The organism is Mycobacterium sp. D16R24, assembly GCF_002013385.1.
Lineage (GTDB): Bacteria > Actinomycetota > Actinomycetes > Mycobacteriales > Mycobacteriaceae > Mycobacterium.
Genome location: NZ_MAEV01000002.1, coordinates 159,427 through 177,508, shown reverse-complemented (window position 1 = coordinate 177,508; position 18,082 = coordinate 159,427). Strand labels below are relative to the sequence as shown.

General features: G+C 64.1%; 24 protein-coding genes and 1 pseudogene. 17 read left to right on the top strand and 8 right to left on the bottom strand.

The annotated features are described in order from the left end of the window. Positions 1–20: 20 nt before the first annotated feature. The gene (locus B4383_RS01920; protein ID WP_005057245.1) at positions 21–323 is read right to left on the bottom strand and encodes a DUF4193 domain-containing protein; all 303 of its coding nucleotides are present in this window, start codon (positions 321–323) and stop codon (positions 21–23) included. 202 nt (positions 324–525) lie between these two features. Here B4383_RS01920 and cei point away from each other — a divergent pair, with 202 nt between their 5' ends. Beyond that, on the top strand, positions 526–1,173 hold the full coding sequence (cei, locus tag B4383_RS01915; RefSeq protein WP_078287735.1) for an envelope integrity protein Cei: 648 nt from the start codon (positions 526–528) through the stop codon (positions 1,171–1,173). Here the strand turns inward: cei and B4383_RS01910 are convergent. Continuing rightward, on the bottom strand, positions 1,170–1,994 hold the full coding sequence (locus B4383_RS01910) for an inositol monophosphatase family protein (RefSeq protein WP_078287857.1): 825 nt from the start codon (positions 1,992–1,994) through the stop codon (positions 1,170–1,172). The genes cei and B4383_RS01910 overlap by 4 nt on opposite strands. 156 nt (positions 1,995–2,150) lie before the next feature. Here B4383_RS01910 and ppgK point away from each other — a divergent pair, with 156 nt between their 5' ends. The 9 genes and pseudogenes from ppgK to B4383_RS01865 all read left to right on the top strand — a co-directional run bounded on the left by ppgK (position 2,151) and on the right by B4383_RS01865 (position 10,173). Beyond that, positions 2,151–2,954 (top strand): polyphosphate--glucose phosphotransferase, encoded by an 804-nt coding sequence (gene ppgK, locus B4383_RS01905; protein WP_078287734.1) that lies wholly within the window; start codon positions 2,151–2,153, stop codon positions 2,952–2,954. A 116-nt stretch (positions 2,955–3,070) separates the two neighbouring features. After that, on the top strand, positions 3,071–4,522 hold the full coding sequence (locus tag B4383_RS01900) for an RNA polymerase sigma factor (protein WP_078287733.1): 1,452 nt from the start codon (positions 3,071–3,073) through the stop codon (positions 4,520–4,522). 165 nt (positions 4,523–4,687) lie between these two features. Next, entirely contained in the window at positions 4,688–5,653 is a 966-nt protein-coding gene (locus B4383_RS01895; RefSeq protein WP_078287732.1) for a sulfite exporter TauE/SafE family protein, read from the top strand. 121 nt (positions 5,654–5,774) lie between these two features. Further along, positions 5,775–6,713 (top strand): hypothetical protein, encoded by a 939-nt coding sequence (locus tag B4383_RS01890; RefSeq protein ID WP_078287731.1) that lies wholly within the window; start codon positions 5,775–5,777, stop codon positions 6,711–6,713. Positions 6,714–6,733: 20 nt separating this feature from the next. After that, a complete protein-coding gene (locus B4383_RS01885) occupies positions 6,734–6,943 on the top strand; it encodes a hypothetical protein (RefSeq protein WP_078287730.1) in 210 nt (69 codons plus the stop codon). A gap of 49 nt (positions 6,944–6,992) precedes the next feature. Then, positions 6,993–7,550 (top strand): methylated-DNA--[protein]-cysteine S-methyltransferase, encoded by a 558-nt coding sequence (locus B4383_RS01880; protein WP_078287729.1) that lies wholly within the window; start codon positions 6,993–6,995, stop codon positions 7,548–7,550. A gap of 67 nt (positions 7,551–7,617) precedes the next feature. After that, positions 7,618–8,100 (top strand): DUF4126 domain-containing protein, encoded by a 483-nt coding sequence (locus tag B4383_RS01875; RefSeq protein WP_078287728.1) that lies wholly within the window; start codon positions 7,618–7,620, stop codon positions 8,098–8,100. Further along, on the top strand, positions 8,097–9,473 hold the full coding sequence (locus tag B4383_RS01870) for an FAD-containing oxidoreductase (RefSeq protein WP_078287727.1): 1,377 nt from the start codon (positions 8,097–8,099) through the stop codon (positions 9,471–9,473). The genes B4383_RS01875 and B4383_RS01870 overlap by 4 nt, the downstream gene beginning before the upstream one ends. Before the next feature lie 33 nt (positions 9,474–9,506). Beyond that, a pseudogene (locus B4383_RS01865) lies at positions 9,507–10,173 on the top strand (VOC family protein). A gap of 10 nt (positions 10,174–10,183) precedes the next feature. Here the strand turns inward: B4383_RS01865 and B4383_RS01860 are convergent. After that, the gene (locus B4383_RS01860) at positions 10,184–11,014 is read right to left on the bottom strand and encodes an LLM class F420-dependent oxidoreductase (RefSeq protein ID WP_078287726.1); all 831 of its coding nucleotides are present in this window, start codon (positions 11,012–11,014) and stop codon (positions 10,184–10,186) included. Positions 11,015–11,070: 56 nt separating this feature from the next. Here B4383_RS01860 and B4383_RS01855 point away from each other — a divergent pair, with 56 nt between their 5' ends. The 3 genes from B4383_RS01855 to B4383_RS01845 are packed head-to-tail and all read left to right on the top strand — an operon-like array spanning position 11,071 to position 12,907. Further along, on the top strand, positions 11,071–11,457 hold the full coding sequence (locus tag B4383_RS01855; protein ID WP_078287725.1) for a RidA family protein: 387 nt from the start codon (positions 11,071–11,073) through the stop codon (positions 11,455–11,457). A 50-nt stretch (positions 11,458–11,507) separates the two neighbouring features. Next, entirely contained in the window at positions 11,508–12,248 is a 741-nt protein-coding gene (locus B4383_RS01850) for a GntR family transcriptional regulator (protein WP_078287724.1), read from the top strand. After that, on the top strand, positions 12,245–12,907 hold the full coding sequence (locus tag B4383_RS01845) for a sterol desaturase family protein (RefSeq protein ID WP_078287723.1): 663 nt from the start codon (positions 12,245–12,247) through the stop codon (positions 12,905–12,907). The genes B4383_RS01850 and B4383_RS01845 overlap by 4 nt, the downstream gene beginning before the upstream one ends. Here the strand turns inward: B4383_RS01845 and B4383_RS26140 are convergent. The 4 genes from B4383_RS26140 to B4383_RS01830 all read right to left on the bottom strand — a co-directional run bounded on the left by B4383_RS26140 (position 12,904) and on the right by B4383_RS01830 (position 14,828). Further along, entirely contained in the window at positions 12,904–13,071 is a 168-nt protein-coding gene (locus B4383_RS26140) for a hypothetical protein (protein WP_134149580.1), read from the bottom strand. The two genes, B4383_RS01845 and B4383_RS26140, sit on opposite strands and share 4 nt — an antisense overlap. Then, positions 13,071–13,499 (bottom strand): hypothetical protein, encoded by a 429-nt coding sequence (locus B4383_RS01840; protein ID WP_078287722.1) that lies wholly within the window; start codon positions 13,497–13,499, stop codon positions 13,071–13,073. The genes B4383_RS26140 and B4383_RS01840 overlap by 1 nt, the downstream gene beginning before the upstream one ends. Further along, positions 13,492–14,388 (bottom strand): DUF692 family multinuclear iron-containing protein, encoded by an 897-nt coding sequence (locus tag B4383_RS01835; protein WP_078287721.1) that lies wholly within the window; start codon positions 14,386–14,388, stop codon positions 13,492–13,494. The genes B4383_RS01840 and B4383_RS01835 overlap by 8 nt, the downstream gene beginning before the upstream one ends. Positions 14,389–14,450: 62 nt before the next feature. Next, the gene (locus B4383_RS01830; protein ID WP_078287856.1) at positions 14,451–14,828 is read right to left on the bottom strand and encodes a DUF952 domain-containing protein; all 378 of its coding nucleotides are present in this window, start codon (positions 14,826–14,828) and stop codon (positions 14,451–14,453) included. Positions 14,829–15,023: 195 nt separating this feature from the next. Here B4383_RS01830 and B4383_RS01825 point away from each other — a divergent pair, with 195 nt between their 5' ends. Then, positions 15,024–15,218 carry a hypothetical protein gene (locus B4383_RS01825; RefSeq protein WP_078287720.1) on the top strand — a complete coding sequence of 65 codons (195 nt, stop codon included), beginning with the start codon at positions 15,024–15,026 and terminating at the stop codon, positions 15,216–15,218. A gap of 62 nt (positions 15,219–15,280) precedes the next feature. Next, on the top strand, positions 15,281–16,255 hold the full coding sequence (locus B4383_RS01820; protein ID WP_078287719.1) for a YihY/virulence factor BrkB family protein: 975 nt from the start codon (positions 15,281–15,283) through the stop codon (positions 16,253–16,255). On the opposite strand, the gene B4383_RS01815 is transcribed toward B4383_RS01820, so the two are convergent. Continuing rightward, complete coding sequence (locus B4383_RS01815; RefSeq protein ID WP_078287718.1) at positions 16,252–16,488, bottom strand: DUF3039 domain-containing protein; 237 nt, start codon at positions 16,486–16,488, stop codon at positions 16,252–16,254. The genes B4383_RS01820 and B4383_RS01815 overlap by 4 nt on opposite strands. 25 nt (positions 16,489–16,513) lie before the next feature. Here B4383_RS01815 and B4383_RS01810 point away from each other — a divergent pair, with 25 nt between their 5' ends. Further along, the gene (locus B4383_RS01810) at positions 16,514–16,906 is read left to right on the top strand and encodes a DUF3099 domain-containing protein (protein WP_078287717.1); all 393 of its coding nucleotides are present in this window, start codon (positions 16,514–16,516) and stop codon (positions 16,904–16,906) included. A 147-nt stretch (positions 16,907–17,053) separates the two neighbouring features. Continuing rightward, entirely contained in the window at positions 17,054–18,025 is a 972-nt protein-coding gene (locus B4383_RS01805; RefSeq protein ID WP_078287716.1) for a sigma-70 family RNA polymerase sigma factor, read from the top strand. The last annotated feature ends 57 nt before the right edge of the window (positions 18,026–18,082 follow it).

Sequence of the window (18,082 nt, the reverse complement as noted above, 5' to 3'; positions counted from 1 at the left end):
GCCGCGACTAGCTCCGACTCTCAGGCCGCGCAGTCGGTGCAGATCAGCTGGCCGTTCTTCTCACTGGCCAGCCGGCTGCGGTGGTGCACCAGGAAACAACTCGAACAGGTGAACTCGTCGGCCTGCTTCGGGATGACCCGGACCGAAAGTTCCTCACCGGAAAGGTCGGCACCTGGTAGCTCGAACGATTCGGCGGTTTCCGCCTCATCGACATCGACCACCGCCGACTGTGCTTCGTTACGACGAGCCTTGAGCTCCTCTAACGAGTCCTCTGACACATCGTCGGCGTCTGATCGCCTCGGAGCGTCGTAGTCGGTAGCCATGCGTCCATCCCCTTATCACCATCTCGTCTTCAAGCTTCTGCATTAGGCGCAGCAAGGCTTTGTACCAGGCTGAAACGGACACCACAAACTATTAGTGCCCAGATCCCGTCGGTTCTTTGTGTGATTTACATCACACGGTAGTGGACACCCAGTCTATTTCGCCGTCTGTCGCCTAGAAGTCAGCTGGCCTAGAGTGCCATCCGTGGTCGCAGACATCACCGAGGGCACCTCGGTAGACAAGTACGGGCGCCCGTTCCGCCGCCGGAACTATTTGCCAGCCCTTTGCGTGGGAATAGCGCTCCTGGTCGTCACGGTATTTGTCTGGGCCTCGGCGCTCACCCGGGAAGCGCCGGTCAAGGAGGCGACGGCATGCAACCCGCCCGCTCCGCAGACCGAGCCCGGGGCCGGGTCCATCGGTAAGCCGGTGTCACGCTCCTCGCTGTCGGGAACCACCCCGGCGACGCTCAACGACGTCAAGGCACGCGTCCTCAACGCCAACGGCCAGGCCGGTCAGGCCGGGGATGTCTCCACCGCGCTGCGCGATCTGGGGTTCCCCTCACCGACCGCCGACAACGACCCCTTCTACCCCAGCGGGTCCCGTCTGAACTGTGTCGGACAGATCCGATTCGGGGAATCCGGGTACGCCAACGCCCTGACACTCTCGCTGGTGGCGCCGTGTGTCGAGTTCATCGAGGACAAGCGATCCGACAATTCGGTGGACCTGGCGCTCGGCAGCGAGTTCACCGAACTCGCCTCGGGTAACGCGGTCACCTCGGCGCTCAACAGCCTCAAATCCGGTAACCAGGCCAACTCTGATTTCATCCTCAAGGCGCGGCAGAGCACCTGTTAGCCGGGAATCGGCGCCATCGCGTCGATATCGGTCAGGAGCTGCCCGAATTCCTCGGCGAGTCCGGGAGCCATGGCCGCGATGAGGGCGCCGTCGGCACTGCGGGCATCCGCGTCCGGCAGCACCAGCACCGCACCGGCCTCACGCGCGATGAGAGCACCGCCGGCCCAGTCCCACGGCCCCAGCCCGTGCTCGTACTGGGCATCGACACGCCCCTCTGCCACCGCACACAGATCCAGCGCTGCGGATCCGATCCGCCGCACGTCACGCACCTTGGGCAGGAGCTGTGCGACCAGTTGAGCCTGACGTTCTCGCCGCGCCGTCGAATACGCGAAGCCCGTAGCCACTAGAGCCAACCGTGCCTCCCGGACCGGATTACACGCCAAGGGCCACTGCAGGCCATTTGCCTCACGCACGGTCGCGCCAAGGCCTGAGGCCGCCGAGAAGACGCGGTCCGCCGCGACATCGGCCACCGCAGACGCCACCGACACCCCGTCCACCTGAGCGGCCACCGACACGGCATACGCGGGAATGCCGTAGACAAAGTTGACCGTGCCGTCGATCGGATCGATCACCCAGCGCACGTGCGATGAGCCGCTCGCGCCCCCTTCGGTCACCCCGTCCTCCTCCCCCAGGATCGCGTCATCCGGGCGCAACGTCGAGAGCCTGCGGCGCAGCAGCCGTTCACATTCTGTGTCGACGAGGGTCACCGGATCTGTCTCGGAGGTCTTGGTCCGCACAGAGGCCGCCCAATCGACGGTTCCGCGCCGATGCCGCACAAATTCGGCGGCCTCCGATGCCAGCCGCACCGCTACCGAACGCAACGCTCCCGGATCGATTCCCACGCGTCTATCGCAGCACAGCCACGAGCGTCACGCGCGGCGTCCCCTGGGGCATTAGGGTGTCACTCGCATTTAGTCTGTTCCGGCTGTGTTCGACCGTGTTCGCCAGCCATGTAGATCCAGGGCCAAGGAGCGCCGATGACCGCCACCGAATCCGCACCGTCCGCACCTGCGACGCAAGCCGGCGAGACCGCACAGCGAGGGTTCGGCATCGACGTCGGCGGCAGCGGCATCAAGGGCGCGATCGTGGATCTGACTACCGGCGAGATGATCGGCGAACGAGTCAAATACCCCACTCCCCAGCCCGCCACGCCGACGGCCGTCGCAGAGACCATCGCCACAGTCGTCCGTGATTTCTCCTGGACAGGGCCCGTTGGCGTGACCTATCCGGGCGTGATCGTGCACGGCGAGGCGCGTACCGCCGCGAACGTCGACAAATCATGGTTGGGCGTCAACGTCCACGACATCATCAGCGCCGAATTGAACGGCCAACCCGTCACCGTGCTCAATGACGCCGATGCCGCCGGAATGGCCGAGGACCGGTACGGAGCGGGCAAGGATCAGTCCGGCCTGGTCGTCCTCTTGACGTTCGGAACCGGGATCGGGTCTGCCGTCCTTCATAACGGAATCCTGTTGCCCAACACAGAGTTCGGACATATCGAAGTCGGCGGCATGGAGGCCGAGCATCGTGCGGCGTCGTCGGTGAAGGAAAAGAACGATTGGAGCTACAAGCAGTGGGCGCCCGAGGTCACCAAGGTCTTGGAGGCCGTGGAGAACGCGCTGTGGCCCGACCTGTTCATCGTGGGCGGAGGAATCAGCCGCAAGGCCGACAAGTGGGTGCCGCTGCTGACGAATCGAACCCCGGTGGTGGCCGCTGCACTGCAGAACACGGCGGGAATCGTTGGCGCGGCGATGGCCGCACATGCTGGCGTTTCACCTTAGCTTTTTCACAGGTTCTGCGCTGTTGTCGTTACAATGGCAACAGATAGCCGCACGCAGGGCCACGCAGGTGCTCCCCGGCAGCGACGAACATCAAGCAGACAGCCAAATTCTCGATTTTGCATGCCCATGCGCGTCGAAGAAGTAGCCAGGAAAGGGCGTACGTGGCAGCCACGAAAGCAGCTCCGGTAACGCAGGCCGCCGACGAAGCACCTTCGACGACGACCGCCGTCAAGGCAGCACCCGCGAAGGCACCAGCCAAGAAGGCCCCCGCGAAGGCCGCCGTCAAGGCAGCACCCGCGAAGAAGGCACCGGCCAAAAAGGCCGCGGCCAAGGCCCCCGCGAAGAAGGCGGCCCCCGCCAAGAAGGCACCGGCCAAGAAAGCCGCAGGCAAGGCAATCGATCCCGCTCTCGAACCGCAGGGCAGCCCCGAGGACGCCGACATCGAGCCCGGTGAGGATCTCGAGCCTGACCTCGCCGAGGACGCCGACATCGAGGCCGACCTCGCCGAGGTTGCCGTCGAACCCGAGCCCGAGGCGGAGGCCGAAAGCGACGAGCCCACCGAGAAGGACAAGGCGTCAGGCGACTTCGTCTGGGACGAAGAGGAATCCGAGGCGCTGCGACAGGCCCGTAAGGACGCCGAGCTCACCGCCTCCGCGGACTCGGTGCGCGCCTACCTCAAGCAGATCGGCAAGGTGGCCCTGCTCAACGCCGAAGAGGAAGTTGAGCTGGCCAAGCGGATCGAGGCCGGTCTGTACGCAACCCAGATCGTCACCGAGCTGACCGAAAAGGGTGAGAAGCTTCCCGCCGCCCAGCGCCGCGACATGTCGTGGATCTGCCGTGACGGCGATCGCGCCAAGAACCACCTGCTGGAGGCCAACCTGCGTCTGGTGGTGTCGCTGGCAAAGCGCTACACGGGCCGCGGTATGGCCTTCCTTGACCTCATCCAGGAAGGCAACCTGGGTCTGATCCGCGCGGTCGAGAAGTTCGACTACACAAAGGGTTACAAGTTCTCGACGTATGCCACCTGGTGGATCCGTCAGGCCATCACCCGCGCGATGGCCGACCAGGCCCGCACCATCCGCATCCCGGTGCACATGGTCGAGGTCATCAACAAGCTCGGCCGCATTCAGCGCGAGCTGCTCCAGGACCTGGGTCGCGAACCCACGCCCGAGGAGCTGGCCAAGGAAATGGACATCACGCCGGAGAAGGTGCTGGAGATCCAGCAGTACGCGCGTGAGCCCATCTCGCTGGACCAGACCATCGGTGACGAGGGCGATTCGCAGCTCGGCGACTTCATCGAGGATTCCGAGGCCGTGGTCGCCGTGGACGCGGTGTCCTTCACCCTGCTGCAGGATCAGCTGCAGTCGGTGTTGGAGACGCTCTCCGAGCGTGAGGCCGGCGTGGTGCGTCTGCGCTTCGGTCTGACCGACGGCCAGCCGCGCACCCTCGACGAGATCGGTCAGGTGTACGGGGTGACCCGTGAGCGCATCCGGCAGATCGAGTCCAAGACCATGTCGAAGCTGCGCCACCCGAGCCGTTCGCAGGTGCTGCGCGACTACCTCGACTAGGACCCCGTTCCGCGCTGGCGGACGGCGTCGGCAGGTATTCACAGTGAGCTGACAGGTCAGCCACAGGTTTCGATCACGGTAAGAACAACCGGCGAATTCGGAACCTGTCAGCTCTACTGTCGAAACTCCTGCTAGACGCACAAATACCCGCCAGGAGCCCGTCCCGTGATCAAACTTCTCATCTTTACTCTCGTGGGTCTTGGTGCCCAGATCGTCGACGGGACGCTCGGTATGGCGTTCGGGGTCACGGCCACGACGCTGCTGGTGTTTACCGGTGTCGGTGCCGCCCACGCCAGTGCCGCCGTGCACTTCGCCGAGGTCGCCACGACGCTGGCCTCGGGTGTCTCCCACTGGCGGTTCGGCAATGTCGACAAGCGTGTCCTGCTGCGGTTGGGCATACCCGGCGGCATCGGCGCGTTCCTCGGGGCCACCGTGCTGTCACGGTTGTCCACGGAGTCCGCCGCCCCGATCACGGCGGGGATCCTGCTGGCCATCGGCGTCTACCTCATCTACCGATTCAGCACCAACCCGCCGCGTGGGAACTATGCGCCGACGACACCGTTCTCGGCGAGGTTCCTGGCCCCGCTGGGCCTCTTCGGCGGATTCATCGACGCCTCCGGTGGCGGCGGCTGGGGGCCCATCACGACAAGCACCTTGCTCACGAGCGGTAAGGCCGCACCCCGCACGGTGATCGGCTCGGTGAGTGCGTCGGAGTTCATCGTCGCCGTCTCGGCGAGCATCGGCTTCCTGTTCGGGCTCGGCTCTGAGTTCTTCAACAATCTGATCGTGATCGCCGGGCTGGCCCTGGGCGGCGTGATCGCCGCGCCGATCGCGGCCTGGCTTGTCTCGCGCGTCAACTCCGTGGTGCTCGGCACCGCGGTCGGCGGCGTACTGGTGCTGACCAACGCCCGCACACTGCTGCGGTATTTCGACACTCCCGACTCAGTGCGTACGCCGATTTACCTGGTGATCGTCATCGCCTGGGTGGCACTGGTCGCGTACACCTGGCGCAAGGCCAAGCTCACCCCCGCCGAAGCCGCGGGAGACCTCAGCGAGATCGCAGCGACCGCGGAACCCCAACGGGCGCTGGCAGACACGCCCGACGACGATATCGCTGCCGCACCGAAGTAGCAGACCCACAGTGATCGAAGCGCGAATGGAGTAGCCCGCTACGCATGTCGAGCGGATGTCCACTCGCACAACATGGTGCCAACCCGGTGACAGTCATCGGGCTGGAATCGAAGGACACACCATGACCGCAACACTCGACACCGAAGTGACCGCGCCGCCGCCCCTGGACGGCGAGGTGGCCGATCGACGCAGTAAGTTCCGCAAGCTGACCGCCGAGACCGCCAAGGATCCGTACGCAGAACGAGCCTTCCTCGCATCGAAGCTGGCTGTGCTGCAATCACATCCGAAGCTCCCGGCGACCACCCGCCGCGAGGCCGAGGCAACGCTGGCCGAGGCTGCGGGGGTGGCGGATATCGCCGAACTCGCCGCCGGGATAACCCCGCCTCCAGGCGGAGTCGGCTACGGCATGTTCTACACGAACAGCTTTCGCACCCGCTTCGCGCGCGGTACCTCGTTCTACTACGAGATCGTCTGCCCACACCAGCCCGGCGGGAACGTGGCCGACTACCTGTACCTGACCGCCACCAACCGAGCACAAAAAGGTGTCGAGGCGTTCGTGTCCTACCACGCGCAGGACATCGCCCGATTCAAGGTGTTCGACTGGGCACGCTCGGATCATTGGCAGACCGACATCCCCTTCGCGAATCTGACGTCCTACCTGCGCAGCACCTCCTCACATGGCTGGGGTCTGCAGACATTGCTCGTGTGGAATCAGTCCTTCGAGATCGCACCGAACCGGTGGCGCAACGAGGTATTGCTGCACAACCGTGCGGCGAACCGTTGGGATCTCGTGTACCGCTTCGACTACCAATCCTCCACCGCCGAACAGACCTCCGGCTGGGTCGGCAGCTGGGGACCGATCGTCGAGACATTCCAGAACAGCTACACGAACACCCGCTGGCTCGGATTCCTCAACACCATGCTGGTGGGCCGCGACGCGGCCGGTAACTGGGGACAATGGGCACTGCTGCGCGCGGCCGACTCGACCATTCGCAATGACGGACATGGATTCTCGCCACTGTTCCTGGACCCGAATTACTCTTTCGTGGTCAAGAGTTGACTGAGCAGGAGCAGCCGATCATGAGTGATAACGGATCGCCTTCCCCTCCCGGTACCGGCCCCATCGCCGACCGGCGGCAGGAGTTCGAAGAACTCAGCCGCCAGCACCGGCAGGGGGCGGATGACCGCGCGTTCATCGAGCACAAGATCGAGATCGTGAAGAGCGATCCCGATCTGACTGCCGAGGAGAAGGACGCCGCGATCGCGGAACTGCGGCGCGCATTGCAATGACGGTCACGACACCCCACGGCACGGACCCACCGGCGAGCGCGACCTGTCGGTGGGTCCGGCCATACTGGGCGGCGTGAGCACTGTCGGCCACTGCTTCTTCGGCACCGCAATTGGCACCTGCGCCATCGCGTGGAGCGACAACGGCATCGTCGCGTTGCAGCTGCCCGAGCATGACGAAGCGGCCACCCTAGCCAGGATACGACGCCCCGCCGGAAGCGAACTGATACCGCCGCCCTTCGTGGCCGCGGCGATCGATGGCCTGACGCGCGTCCTCGCCGGCGAGGACGACGATCTGCAGTGGGTTCAACTGGATTTGGACGGCATCACCGATTTCGATCGCGAGGTGTACGCGGTAACCAGGGACATCGGCCCCGGCACAACCCGCAGCTACGGTGAGGTGGCAGCTGCAGTCGGTGCGCCGGGCGCCGCGCAGGCCGTGGGACAGTCGTTGGGCCGCAATCCGATTCCGCTGCTCGTCCCCTGCCACCGTGTGCTGGCCGCCGATCACAGCCTGCACGGCTTCTCCGCCTACGGCGGCGTCGTGACCAAGCGCGAACTACTCAAGCTCGAGCACGCCCCCGGTTTCGACGACCCCACCCTGTTCTGACGCGAAAGACACAGCGCAGGTCTACGCTCTAGCGCATCAAGATCCGGCCAACGCATCGGGAGAACTCATGACCGGTTTGTATATAGCTGCACTTCTCATCGGGATCGTCGCGGGCTTGCGCGCGATGACCCCACTTGCCGTGTTGAGCTGGGCGGCATTCGCCAAATGCCTTCTAGTGGAAGGTACCTGGGCCTCATTTTTGGCCAGCCTGATCGTCGCCATCATCGCCACGGTGCTGGCGGTAGGTGAGATCGTCAACGACAAACTACCCAAGACGCCGAGCCGCAAGGCGCCGCCCGCGTTCGCGGCGCGCGTGGTCCTCGGCGCCTTCTACGGCGCGGTGTTCGGCACTCTGGCGGGCGGCACTTCTCCCGGACTCATCATCGGTCTTCTGCTCGGCGCCGTCGGTGCGGTGATCGGCACGCTCGGCGGGGCGTGGGCGCGCGGCAAGCTGGCCGAGGCCTTCGGTAAGGATCTGCCCGCCGCCCTCACCGAGGACGTCGTCACTGTGGCCGCGGCCGTGGCCATCACCGTGGCGCTCGCCACGTGAGCACACATTTTGACGCCGTCATCGTGGGCGCCGGCCAGGCCGGCCCCTCCCTGGCTGCCCGATTGCGGGGCGCGGGAATGACGGTGGCCATCGTGGAGCGACACCTGTTCGGCGGTACCTGCGTCAACACCGGATGCCGCCCCACCAAAGCGTTGGTCGCCAGCGCGCACGCCGCCCATATGGCGCGCGACGCAGCCCGGTGGGGAGTTGTCCTCGACGGCTCAGTGAGTATGGACATGGCCCGCGTGCGGGAGCGCAAGGATTCAGTGATCCTCCCGTCGCGCAACGGCGGCGAGAAATGGCTCAAGGATCTTGGTTGCACGATCTATCACGAACACGCACGCTTCATCTCTCCCACCGAACTCGCCGTGGGAGACGAGATCATCTCTGCCGAAAGAATCTTCCTAAACGTCGGTGGCCGGGCCGTGGTTCCGGATTGGCCGGGCGTCGATGAGGTTCCGCTGCTCACCAACAGCTCGCTCATCGAGTACGACGAGATCCCCGAACATCTCATCGTCATCGGCGGCAGTTATGTCGGACTGGAATTCGCGCAGATCTACCGCCGGTTCGGCAGCAAGGTGACGGTGGTGCACCGTGGACCACGGCTGGTCGAACGCGAGGACCCCGACGCCTCGGCGATCATTCAAGAAGTCCTGGAGCGTGAGGGAATCTCCTTCCGCCTCAATGCCTCCTGTATCAGCCTGTCTCGCGGAGACGACGGCGTCGGCGTTGGCGTGGACTGCACACAAGGTGCGCCCGAGGTCACCGGCTCTCACATACTCGTCGCGGTGGGACGCCGACCGAACACGGACGATTTGGGCCTGGAGAGCGCCGGTGTTACCACCGACGATCGCGGGTACATCACGGTCGACGATCAGCTGCGCACCAATGTGCCGGGCATCTGGGCCTTGGGCGACTGCAACGGGCGCGGAGCCTTCACCCACACGTCGTACAACGACTTCGAGATCGTCGCCGCGAACCTGCTCGATGACGATCCACGACGGGTCACCGACAGACTGCCCTGCTACGCCCTATACACAGACCCGCCGCTGGGTCGGGTCGGCATGACCGAGACGCAGGCACGCGCCTCCGGACACTCCGTTCTCGTCGGCCGCAAACCGATGAGCCAGGTCGGCCGCGCCATAGAAAAAGGCGAGACCGACGGCTACATGCAGGTTTTGGTCGATGCCGATACCGATCTCATCCTGGGCGCGACCATCCTCGGGGTGGGCGGCGACGAAGTCGTGCATTGCCTGCTCGACACCATGCAGTACGGCGTGCCCGCGCGACAACTTCAACGCACCGTGCACATTCATCCCACCGTGGCGGAGTTCTTACCCACCGTCCTGGGTGAGCTTCAGCCACTCGTTTGACCTCAAGCGCACGTGAGCTCCTAGCATCCGGATATGAAGATTCACGATGTGCGAATCACCGCTACCGACGTGCCCGGCGCTGCTCGCTTCTACACCGAAATCCTTGGTTTACCAGTACAACTGGATCGCGACCGGGCGACGGTTCATATCGGTGACAGCACGCTCACGTTGATTCCGGGACCGGCGTATCACGGTGCGCATCACATCGCCTTCACCATTCCTGCGGGAAGCCTGAACACGGCCAAGGCGTGGCTATCGCAGCGCGTCACGCTGCAGACCGATGGTCAATGGCACGACGAATTCGACTGCGCGGCCAACTGGCAGGCCCGCAGCATCTACTTCGCCGGCCCTGACGATGCCGTCCTCGAACTCATCGAAACGCAACATCCTCGACAACCACATCGATCATTCCTTCGGCGTGGGCGACATCCGTTCTCTCAGCGAGGTCGGCTTCGGGGTATCCGACGTGCTGAAGGCCCAACGCCTCATGCACGAGACGCTGGGCCTGCTGCCGTTCGGCGAACCCGCGCGAGGCTTCGGTCCGGTGGGTGATCACGACGGGCTGTTCATCCTGGTGCCCTCGGACGTCACGTGGCGCCCGGAGAATCGGATCCCACCACCTGCCGCGCCCACCGTGGTAACGGCTGATGTGCCGACCGCGCTGAAGATCGGCGAGCACTACCTGATTCAACCGCGGTGATTCACCCGCGTTAAGAGCGTGAGTCCCGCCAGGCCAGCGGCGCATCGAGCACGGACAGGTCGTAATCGTTGTCGGCATCGATCCCCACGGTGAACAACCTCGCGCCCACGTCGGCATAGGCGTCCGCTTCGGCCGCCGTCAATCCTCGTTCGGGATCCAGCCCCCAGGCAGTCGAGCGCTCGATTTCGTTGTGGTCGCGACCGATTCGTTCAGCCTCGGCGATGAGGATGTCGTTCTTGCGCCGATAGGTGTCGATGTCGGCGAACGCATGCCAGATATGAGCATGCCGGGCCACCAACGGAATGGTGCGCTTCTCTCCCCCGCCACCGATCAGGACCGGTATCGGGCGCACGGGCGCCGGCAGCAACTGACCCAGCCGGTTCTCGATCCGAACCAGGCTCTCCTCGAACAGATCGAATCGCGAACCTGTCGTACCGAACTCGTATCCGTATGTGGTGTAGTCCCTTTCATACCAGCCGGCACCCACCCCGAGGATCAGCCGGCCATCGCTGATGTGGTCGACGGTCCGGGCCATATCGGCCAGCAGATCGGGGTTGCGATAGCCCACGCCGGTGACAAGCAGCCCGATTTCCGCCCGCGAGGTAATTTCGGCCCACGATCCCAGGGCGGTCCAGGCCTCGAAATTGTTGACGTCGGGCTGCACCTCGTCGAGCACCACTCCCGCACTGCTCAGGGTGCCTGCGGGCCAATGGAAGTGGTCATAACCGAAGATGACGTCCACCCCCTTGTCCTCGGCGCGGAGCACAGCGTCTCGCCACTGCTTGTAGTTCTGCGCCTTGGCGGGCCGCAGCTGGATTCCGATGCGAATGCGTCCTGTCACATCGCAGTCCAATTAATCGATCGCCGCAGGTATTCCCCGCCCCCTACGCTGCCGCCATGGAACGCGTGAATATCTCGTCGAACGGTGAATGGGAAGCAGCGGTCGGCTACTCCCGTGCGGTGCGGGTCGGCGGTCACGTCGCCGTCGCCGGAACCACGGCGGCCCGCCAGGGTCGGTCACCTGTCGGCGGGGACGACATCGCCGAACAGACCCGCGAGGCGCTGCGCCGCATCGAGTCGGCACTTAGCCAGGCAGGTGCCTCGTTACGCGATGTCATACGAACCCGCATCTTCGTCACAGATATCGGACGCTGGCGCGAAGTCGGTTTGGTCCACGGCGAGTTTTTCGGCGACATCCGCCCCGCCGCCACGATGGTGGAGGTGTCAGCACTCATCGATCCGGCACTGCTGGTGGAGATCGAGGCCGACGCCATCGTGGGTTAAATTGGTCAGACCACTAGACCTCTTACCAATCTCGGTGTTATCGTGACGGCATGGCACTGCAGCCGATCGCCCGTCAGTCGATTCCCGACGAGATATTCAGTCAGCTCGCGGCGCAGGTTCTGACCGGTGACCGCACTCCCGGCGACACCCTGCCCAGTGAGCGAGCCCTTGCCGAGGCACTCGGGGTGTCTCGCACCGCGGTCCGCGAAGCTTTGGGCCGCCTGGAGCGCTCGGGCCTGATCCACATCCGCCAGGGTGGTTCGACGGTGATCCGGGACTATCGCAGCGAGGCCGGTTTCGACGTGCTGCCACTTCTGCTCGCCTACGGCGGAGATGTGGACCGCCGCACACTGGCCAGCGTCATCGAGGCACGTGCGGTGATCGGCCCGCAGGTGGCCAGGCTCGCCGCGCAGCGCGCCCACACAAGCCCCGGGGTCGCCGACCGGCTACAGGCCATGGCCGGGGATCTCGAGTCCGAAGCTGATCCGCTGCAAAGGATGTGGCGTGCACTCGGTTTCTGGGAGCTGGTCATCGACACTGCCGACTCAATTGCCTTCCGACTGGTGTTCAACACCATGCGTGACTCATATGTCCGGGCCCTGGACGTGCTGGTCAACGTCATGGCCGCTGAAGTCGGAGACATCGGCCACTACCGCGCACTCGCCGATGCGATCGCCGCGCAAGATCCAGACGCCGCCCAAGAGGCCTCCGCCGCCATGCTTGCCTTGGGCACCAAGGCCTTTGACAAGCTACTCAAGGAAATCATGGACGAATCGGAGAACCAACAATGACCCGTGCGGCACGTAAGTCGATGACCCTGCGTGATGCCCTTGTCGAGTTCGTCAAACACCCCACCCCATGGATTCTTCTCACATGGTCGGCCGTGCTACTGGGCGCCCGAATCGCGATGGGCGGCTGGACCATCGCCGATGCCATCACGCCCCTTGCGCTCGTGGCCATCTCCCCCGTCGCCGAATGGCTGATCCACGTCGGAATCCTGCATTGGCGCCCGCGTTCGTTGGGGCCGGTGAAAATCGACTCGCGGCTCGCCCGCGACCACCGTCTGCATCATCAGGATCCGCGGGATATCCCACTGGTGTTCATCCCGTTGCCAAGCCTGGTCGTGGTGATCATCGGATTGACCCTGGCCGCGCTCTTCGCATTCCCGCGCATCGGACTTGGGCTCACCTTCGCGCTCACGGTGGCACTGTTTTTGGTGTTCTACGAGTGGACGCACTATCTCGTCCATACCGATTACAAACCTCGTCACGCGATCTATCGCGCGGTCTGGCGAAACCACCGGTACCACCATTTCAAGAATGAGAACTACTGGTTCACCGTCACCAGCTCGGGGACCGCCGACCGTCTACTGGGAACCTATCCGGATCCACAACAGGTGCAGTCGTCACCTACGGTCCGAAATCTGCACGCGCCCAGCATAACTGGCTAGTCCATGCCGTCCGGCCCACAGCTGGCGCCCGAATAACCGTTCTGTTGATGATCCGGCGCAACATCCTGATTGCGCGGCCGGCTACCCGAATTGGTGGCCACGAAAAAGCCCAACCCCACAACCAGCAGAACAGTCACCGTCACTATGACGATGACCGCTGTCATCACGCCTCAGCCCGCTCCGGCCGTAATGCGAAGTAGCGCAGCTTCTTTCCGAATGCGATCTGAAGCTCGCGACGTCCGCCGCGGCGAACCAGTGCGATCCGACGAAGCCCCTCGGCTACCTCGCGATCCATGATCCAGTCACGCAGACGTGGCAGCTCATAGGCGTACCCGCGGAATTCCTTGGCGTCGCACAGCACGCAGCACCGCATTGAGTGCAAGAGTGCGTACTGCTCGAATTCGTACTCCCAGTTGGGCGTTTCCGCGAGCCACGGCACCGCCGTGGCCATATCGAAGCTCCGCTTGGTCCGCAGTTGCGCACCCGCGGTCAGCGCCGTGTACTCGTCGAATCCCGACGGGGCATTACCGGCAAGCAGGTCCGACAGCACCGAGAGCTGACGGCGCCGCAGCATCTCGCGGTTGTCAAGCATGTACGACACCCGCCTTGATCGCCTGTCGGACCACCGAAAGGTCGGTGCTCACGCTGGCCTCGTCGATCGATCCGTCACGCTCGATCAGCACGCCCAGGCCGCGGCCGGAGGTGAGCACCACGAGCTCGGTGAGCAGATCGGCCACCGGATCGATGATGGTGTCCGAGTGGGTATCCCAGTACAGGTTGCCCTCGAACCGGCCACCCGCGATGTGCACGTACGCGACGCGCTCGACGGGGAAACGGCGCAGCAGCGCGACGGGATCGGTGCCCGAAGCCACCGCCGTCGCGTACAGGTTGGCGATATCGAGCACCAGCCAGCAGCCGGTGCGCCGGGAGAGCTCACGCAGGTAGTCGGGCTCGCTGAGCTCGTTCTCGGGCCACTGCAGGGTGGTGGCCACGTTCTCCAGCGCCAAGGGCACCCCGAGATCGTCCTGAACCCGGGACACGTTGTCCACCAGGACATCCAGAGCCAATGTGGTGCGCGGTGGAGCCACCAGATGACCCGCCTCGAGCACACCACCGGCCCGCCCGTCCTCATAGCCGGCCCGCACAAACGCCACATGCTCACTGACCATCGGAGCCTTGAGCTCCGCGGCCAGCGCGGCCAGATGCTTGACGCGCTTGGCGTCGGGCAGATCGGCTCCGGCCAGACCCAAAGACACACCGTGCGGCACGACAACGGTCCCCGCCTCGCGAAGGCGCATCAGTTCGACGGGCAGCGCTCCGGGGCGAAAGTTCTCGGCGATGATCTCGGTGAAGGCAAGACTGAGGGTGTCGTCCGTGACGGCCCCCTGATTGAACATGGCAGCAAGCTCGGGACGCCATGAGGCACCGACCGCGGGCTCGTCGGCCAACACGGTCGTAAGCGGGTGATTTGAAGAGGCCACCGCGGTTACCCCCTTATCTCAAGACCGGCGAGTTACGCCAGTCTAGCTACCACGTTGATAGCTTAGGAAGTGCTTGGTGCCAGCGGGTTAAAAAAACCATCCGGTCCCGGCCGGAAACTCGCCACAGAAGTAACTGCGGCGATCGGCAGCGGTCCGTACAAGTGAGGGAACAGCATCGATTCGGGATCGCTGGGCACGCCTGGTTCCCAACGTACCGGAGAGTCAAGCAGATTCGAGGCGACTGACAATACGACCAGATCACACCTTCCGCGATACAAGCGGTTGGCCGGAAGGTGAACCTGGTGCGGCGCGGAAAGATGAATAAATCCCGTTTCGGCCAGTGACGTGGGCCGATGCTCCCCCTGTTCACGCGCAGACGCCCACTCCTGCACGGAGCAGATATGAACTAGTTCGGCTTCGTCCGGCGCCATCGACTGCATCACACCAGTATCTGATTCCCTTCGCGCACGCGGCTCATCGGCCTGCCCGACCCCCTGTAACACCCCGGACGTGAGCCGCGACACACCGGACACACATGGGGAACAACCGAAACCCCCCAAACGTCTGACAAAGTACATACATAGGCGCCGAGCGGTTCACCGGACCGCAAAGCTCAGGAGAGATACGGAGGAGCCATGTACGCAACTCTGACCAGTCCAGAGCTGACGAAGGCTGACCGCTGCGATCGTTGCGGAGCGGCTGCCCGGGTCCGCGCCACGCTCCCGTCCGGAGCCGAGCTGCTTTTTTGCCAGCATCACGCCAATGAGCACTCCGAGAAGCTGAGTGCCCTGTCGGCAGTGCTGTCCATCAGCGCCTCCGTCGAGGGTTAGTCGCCGCGGTTTCACCCCCGGTAACAACTGCTGACCATCCCATCAGGAATGCTGGTGTGGCCATGAGTGAGAAGCCGCGCCATGTCTCGATAGGTCGAGACGTCTTGCACGTGATGCGGCGCACCGCCGTAAAGAGTTGGGATGACTCGATTTTCGCGCAGTCAGCCCAAGCCGCCTTTTGGCAGGTGCTGTCGCTACCGCCGCTGCTGTTGGGCATCCTGGGGAGCTTGACGTTCGTCGGGCCGCTGTTCGGATCGGACACTCTGCCCGAGATCCAAGAGCGACTGCTGCGGGTGGCCAACAGCGTTTTCAGCAAGAGCGTGGTCGCCGAGATCATCGAGCCCACGATCATCGACATCATGCGTGACGGGCGTGGTGAGGTGGTGTCCATCGGATTCGTCATCTCGCTGTGGGCGGGGTCGTCGGCGATATCGAGCTTCGTGGACTCGATCGTCGAGGCGCACGGTCAGACACCGCTACGCCACCCCGTTCGTCAGAGGTTCTTTGCGCTGGGCCTATACGTCGCCGCGCTGGCGATGGCGGTGGTGACATTGCCGGTAATCGCCCTCGGACCGAAACGGATCGCCGAGGTCGTCCCGGACTCGTGGAACGCGCTGCTGCGGTACGGCTACTTCCCACTGTTGGGTATCGCACTGGTCGCCCTGGTGACGCTCCTGTACCGGGTAGCCCTACCCAAACCGCTTCCGTCGCACCGCTTGTTGATCGGCGCGCTGCTGGCGGTGACGTTCTTTGTGATCGCCAGCCTGGGGCTGCGGTTCTACCTGAACTGGATCACGCAGACCGGATACACCTACGGCGCGTTGGCCACCCCTATCGCGTTCCTGCTGTTCGCGTTCATGCTCGGATTCGCGATCGTGCTGGGCGCCGAACTCAACGCCGCCATCGAGGAACACTGGCCGGCGGGTGCCACTCACGCCCGTCAGCTGCGCGATTGGCTGAGCCCACAAAATGGCCAGAACGATGCCGAGAACAGCTCTGATGAGGCGACTCCCGAGAGAACCACCGAAGGCTGCTAGTCGCCCTTCTTCATCATTTCGTAGATGCGCTTGCAGTCCGGGCACACCGGCGAGCCGGGCTTGGCCGACCGAGTAACGGGGAAAATCTCACCGCAGAGGGCGACCACATGGTTTCCCATGACGGCGCTCTCCACGATCTTGTCTTTCTTGACGTAGTGGAAAACCTTCGGCGTATCACTGTCTGTGCTCTCGTCGACGGTGGTGTCCGGACGCTCGATCGTCTGCGTGTCCATTCCTACATTGTGACATTGTGGAGATATGAGAAAAGAGCTGTCGTTCGATGACGACGGCCATCCGGTACTCATCACAGCGGCCGCGGTCTCGGTCGAAGAACAACACCGCGCCCGGGTACGCCGTTATTTGACGCTGATGGCGTTCCGGTTCCCGGCCCTGCTGGGCGCCGCCTGGGCCTACAGCGTCTGGCACAACGGATGGATCTCGCTGGCGATCTTGGCGGCGTCGATCCCACTGCCCTGGATGGCGGTGCTCATCGCCAACGACCGTCCTGCCCGCAAGGCCGAGGAGCCGCGCCGGTACGGGCCCCAGGAACATCGTCACTCGCTGTTTCCCACCGCCGAGCGCAGAGCGATTGATCCCGCTCCTTCGCCGCAACCGCGCACCCCGCCGGACGGGTCAGCTGACCCGTCTTAGGGACAGCTATGTCAATTCTCAGGACATTCTCAGCTGCCGACGGCATATCCGCAGGTCAGTGACGGCGCCGTTTGGGAACCTCAGGAACTTTCTGGGCCAACCAAGCGTTGCAACACATAAGACCTACGGATCAACTAGGAGGCAGCGATGGCAAACGCCACCACCCGTCCGGCTCGTACCATCGAGTCCGAGGATCTGGACGCCCAGAGTCCAGCCGCGGACCTTGTGCGGGTGTATTTGAACGGCATCGGCAAGACTGCGCTGCTGACAGCGGAGGACGAAGTCGAGCTCGCCAAACGGATCGAGGCGGGGCTATACGCCCAGCACCTTCTGGACACCAAGAAACGCCTCGGGGAAGCCCGCAAGAAGGATCTGGCCGCCATCGTGCGCGAAGGCAGTGCGGCACGCAGCCACCTGCTGGAGGCGAACCTGCGCCTGGTCGTTTCGCTCGCCAAGCGCTACACCGGTCGCGGTATGCCACTGCTGGATCTCATCCAGGAGGGCAACCTGGGCTTGATCCGCGCGATGGAGAAGTTCGACTACGCCAAGGGATTCAAGTTCTCGACCTACGCCACCTGGTGGATTCGTCAGGCCATCACCCGCGGTATGGCTGATCAGAGCCGCACCATCCGCCTTCCCGTGCACCTGGTGGAGCAGGTGAACAAGCTGGCTCGCATCAAGCGCGAACTGCACCAGCGACTCGGCCGCGAGGCCAGTGACGAGGAATTGTCGGAGGAGTCCGGCATTCCCGTGGAAAAAATCGGGGATCTGCTGGACCACAGCAGGGATCCGGTGAGTCTGGACATGCCGGTCGGCACCGACGAGGAAGCACCGCTGGGCGACTTCATCGAGGACACCGAGGCGATGTCCGCCGAGAACGCCGTCATCGCCGAGCTGCTGCACTCGGACGTGCGCAGTGTGCTGGGCACTCTCGACGAACGCGAGCAGCAGGTCATCCGGCTCCGGTACGGACTCGATGACGGACAGGCCCGCACGCTGGATCAGATCGGCAAGCTGTTCGGGCTGTCTCGCGAGCGGGTGCGTCAGATCGAGCGCGAGGTCATGACGAAGCTGCGCCACGGCGACCGCGCGGAGCGCCTGCGTTCGTACGCGAGCTAGTTGACCTACTACCCTGCCCTCGGGGCGCTGCGTTCTGGAAGCGCAGCGCCCCGATTT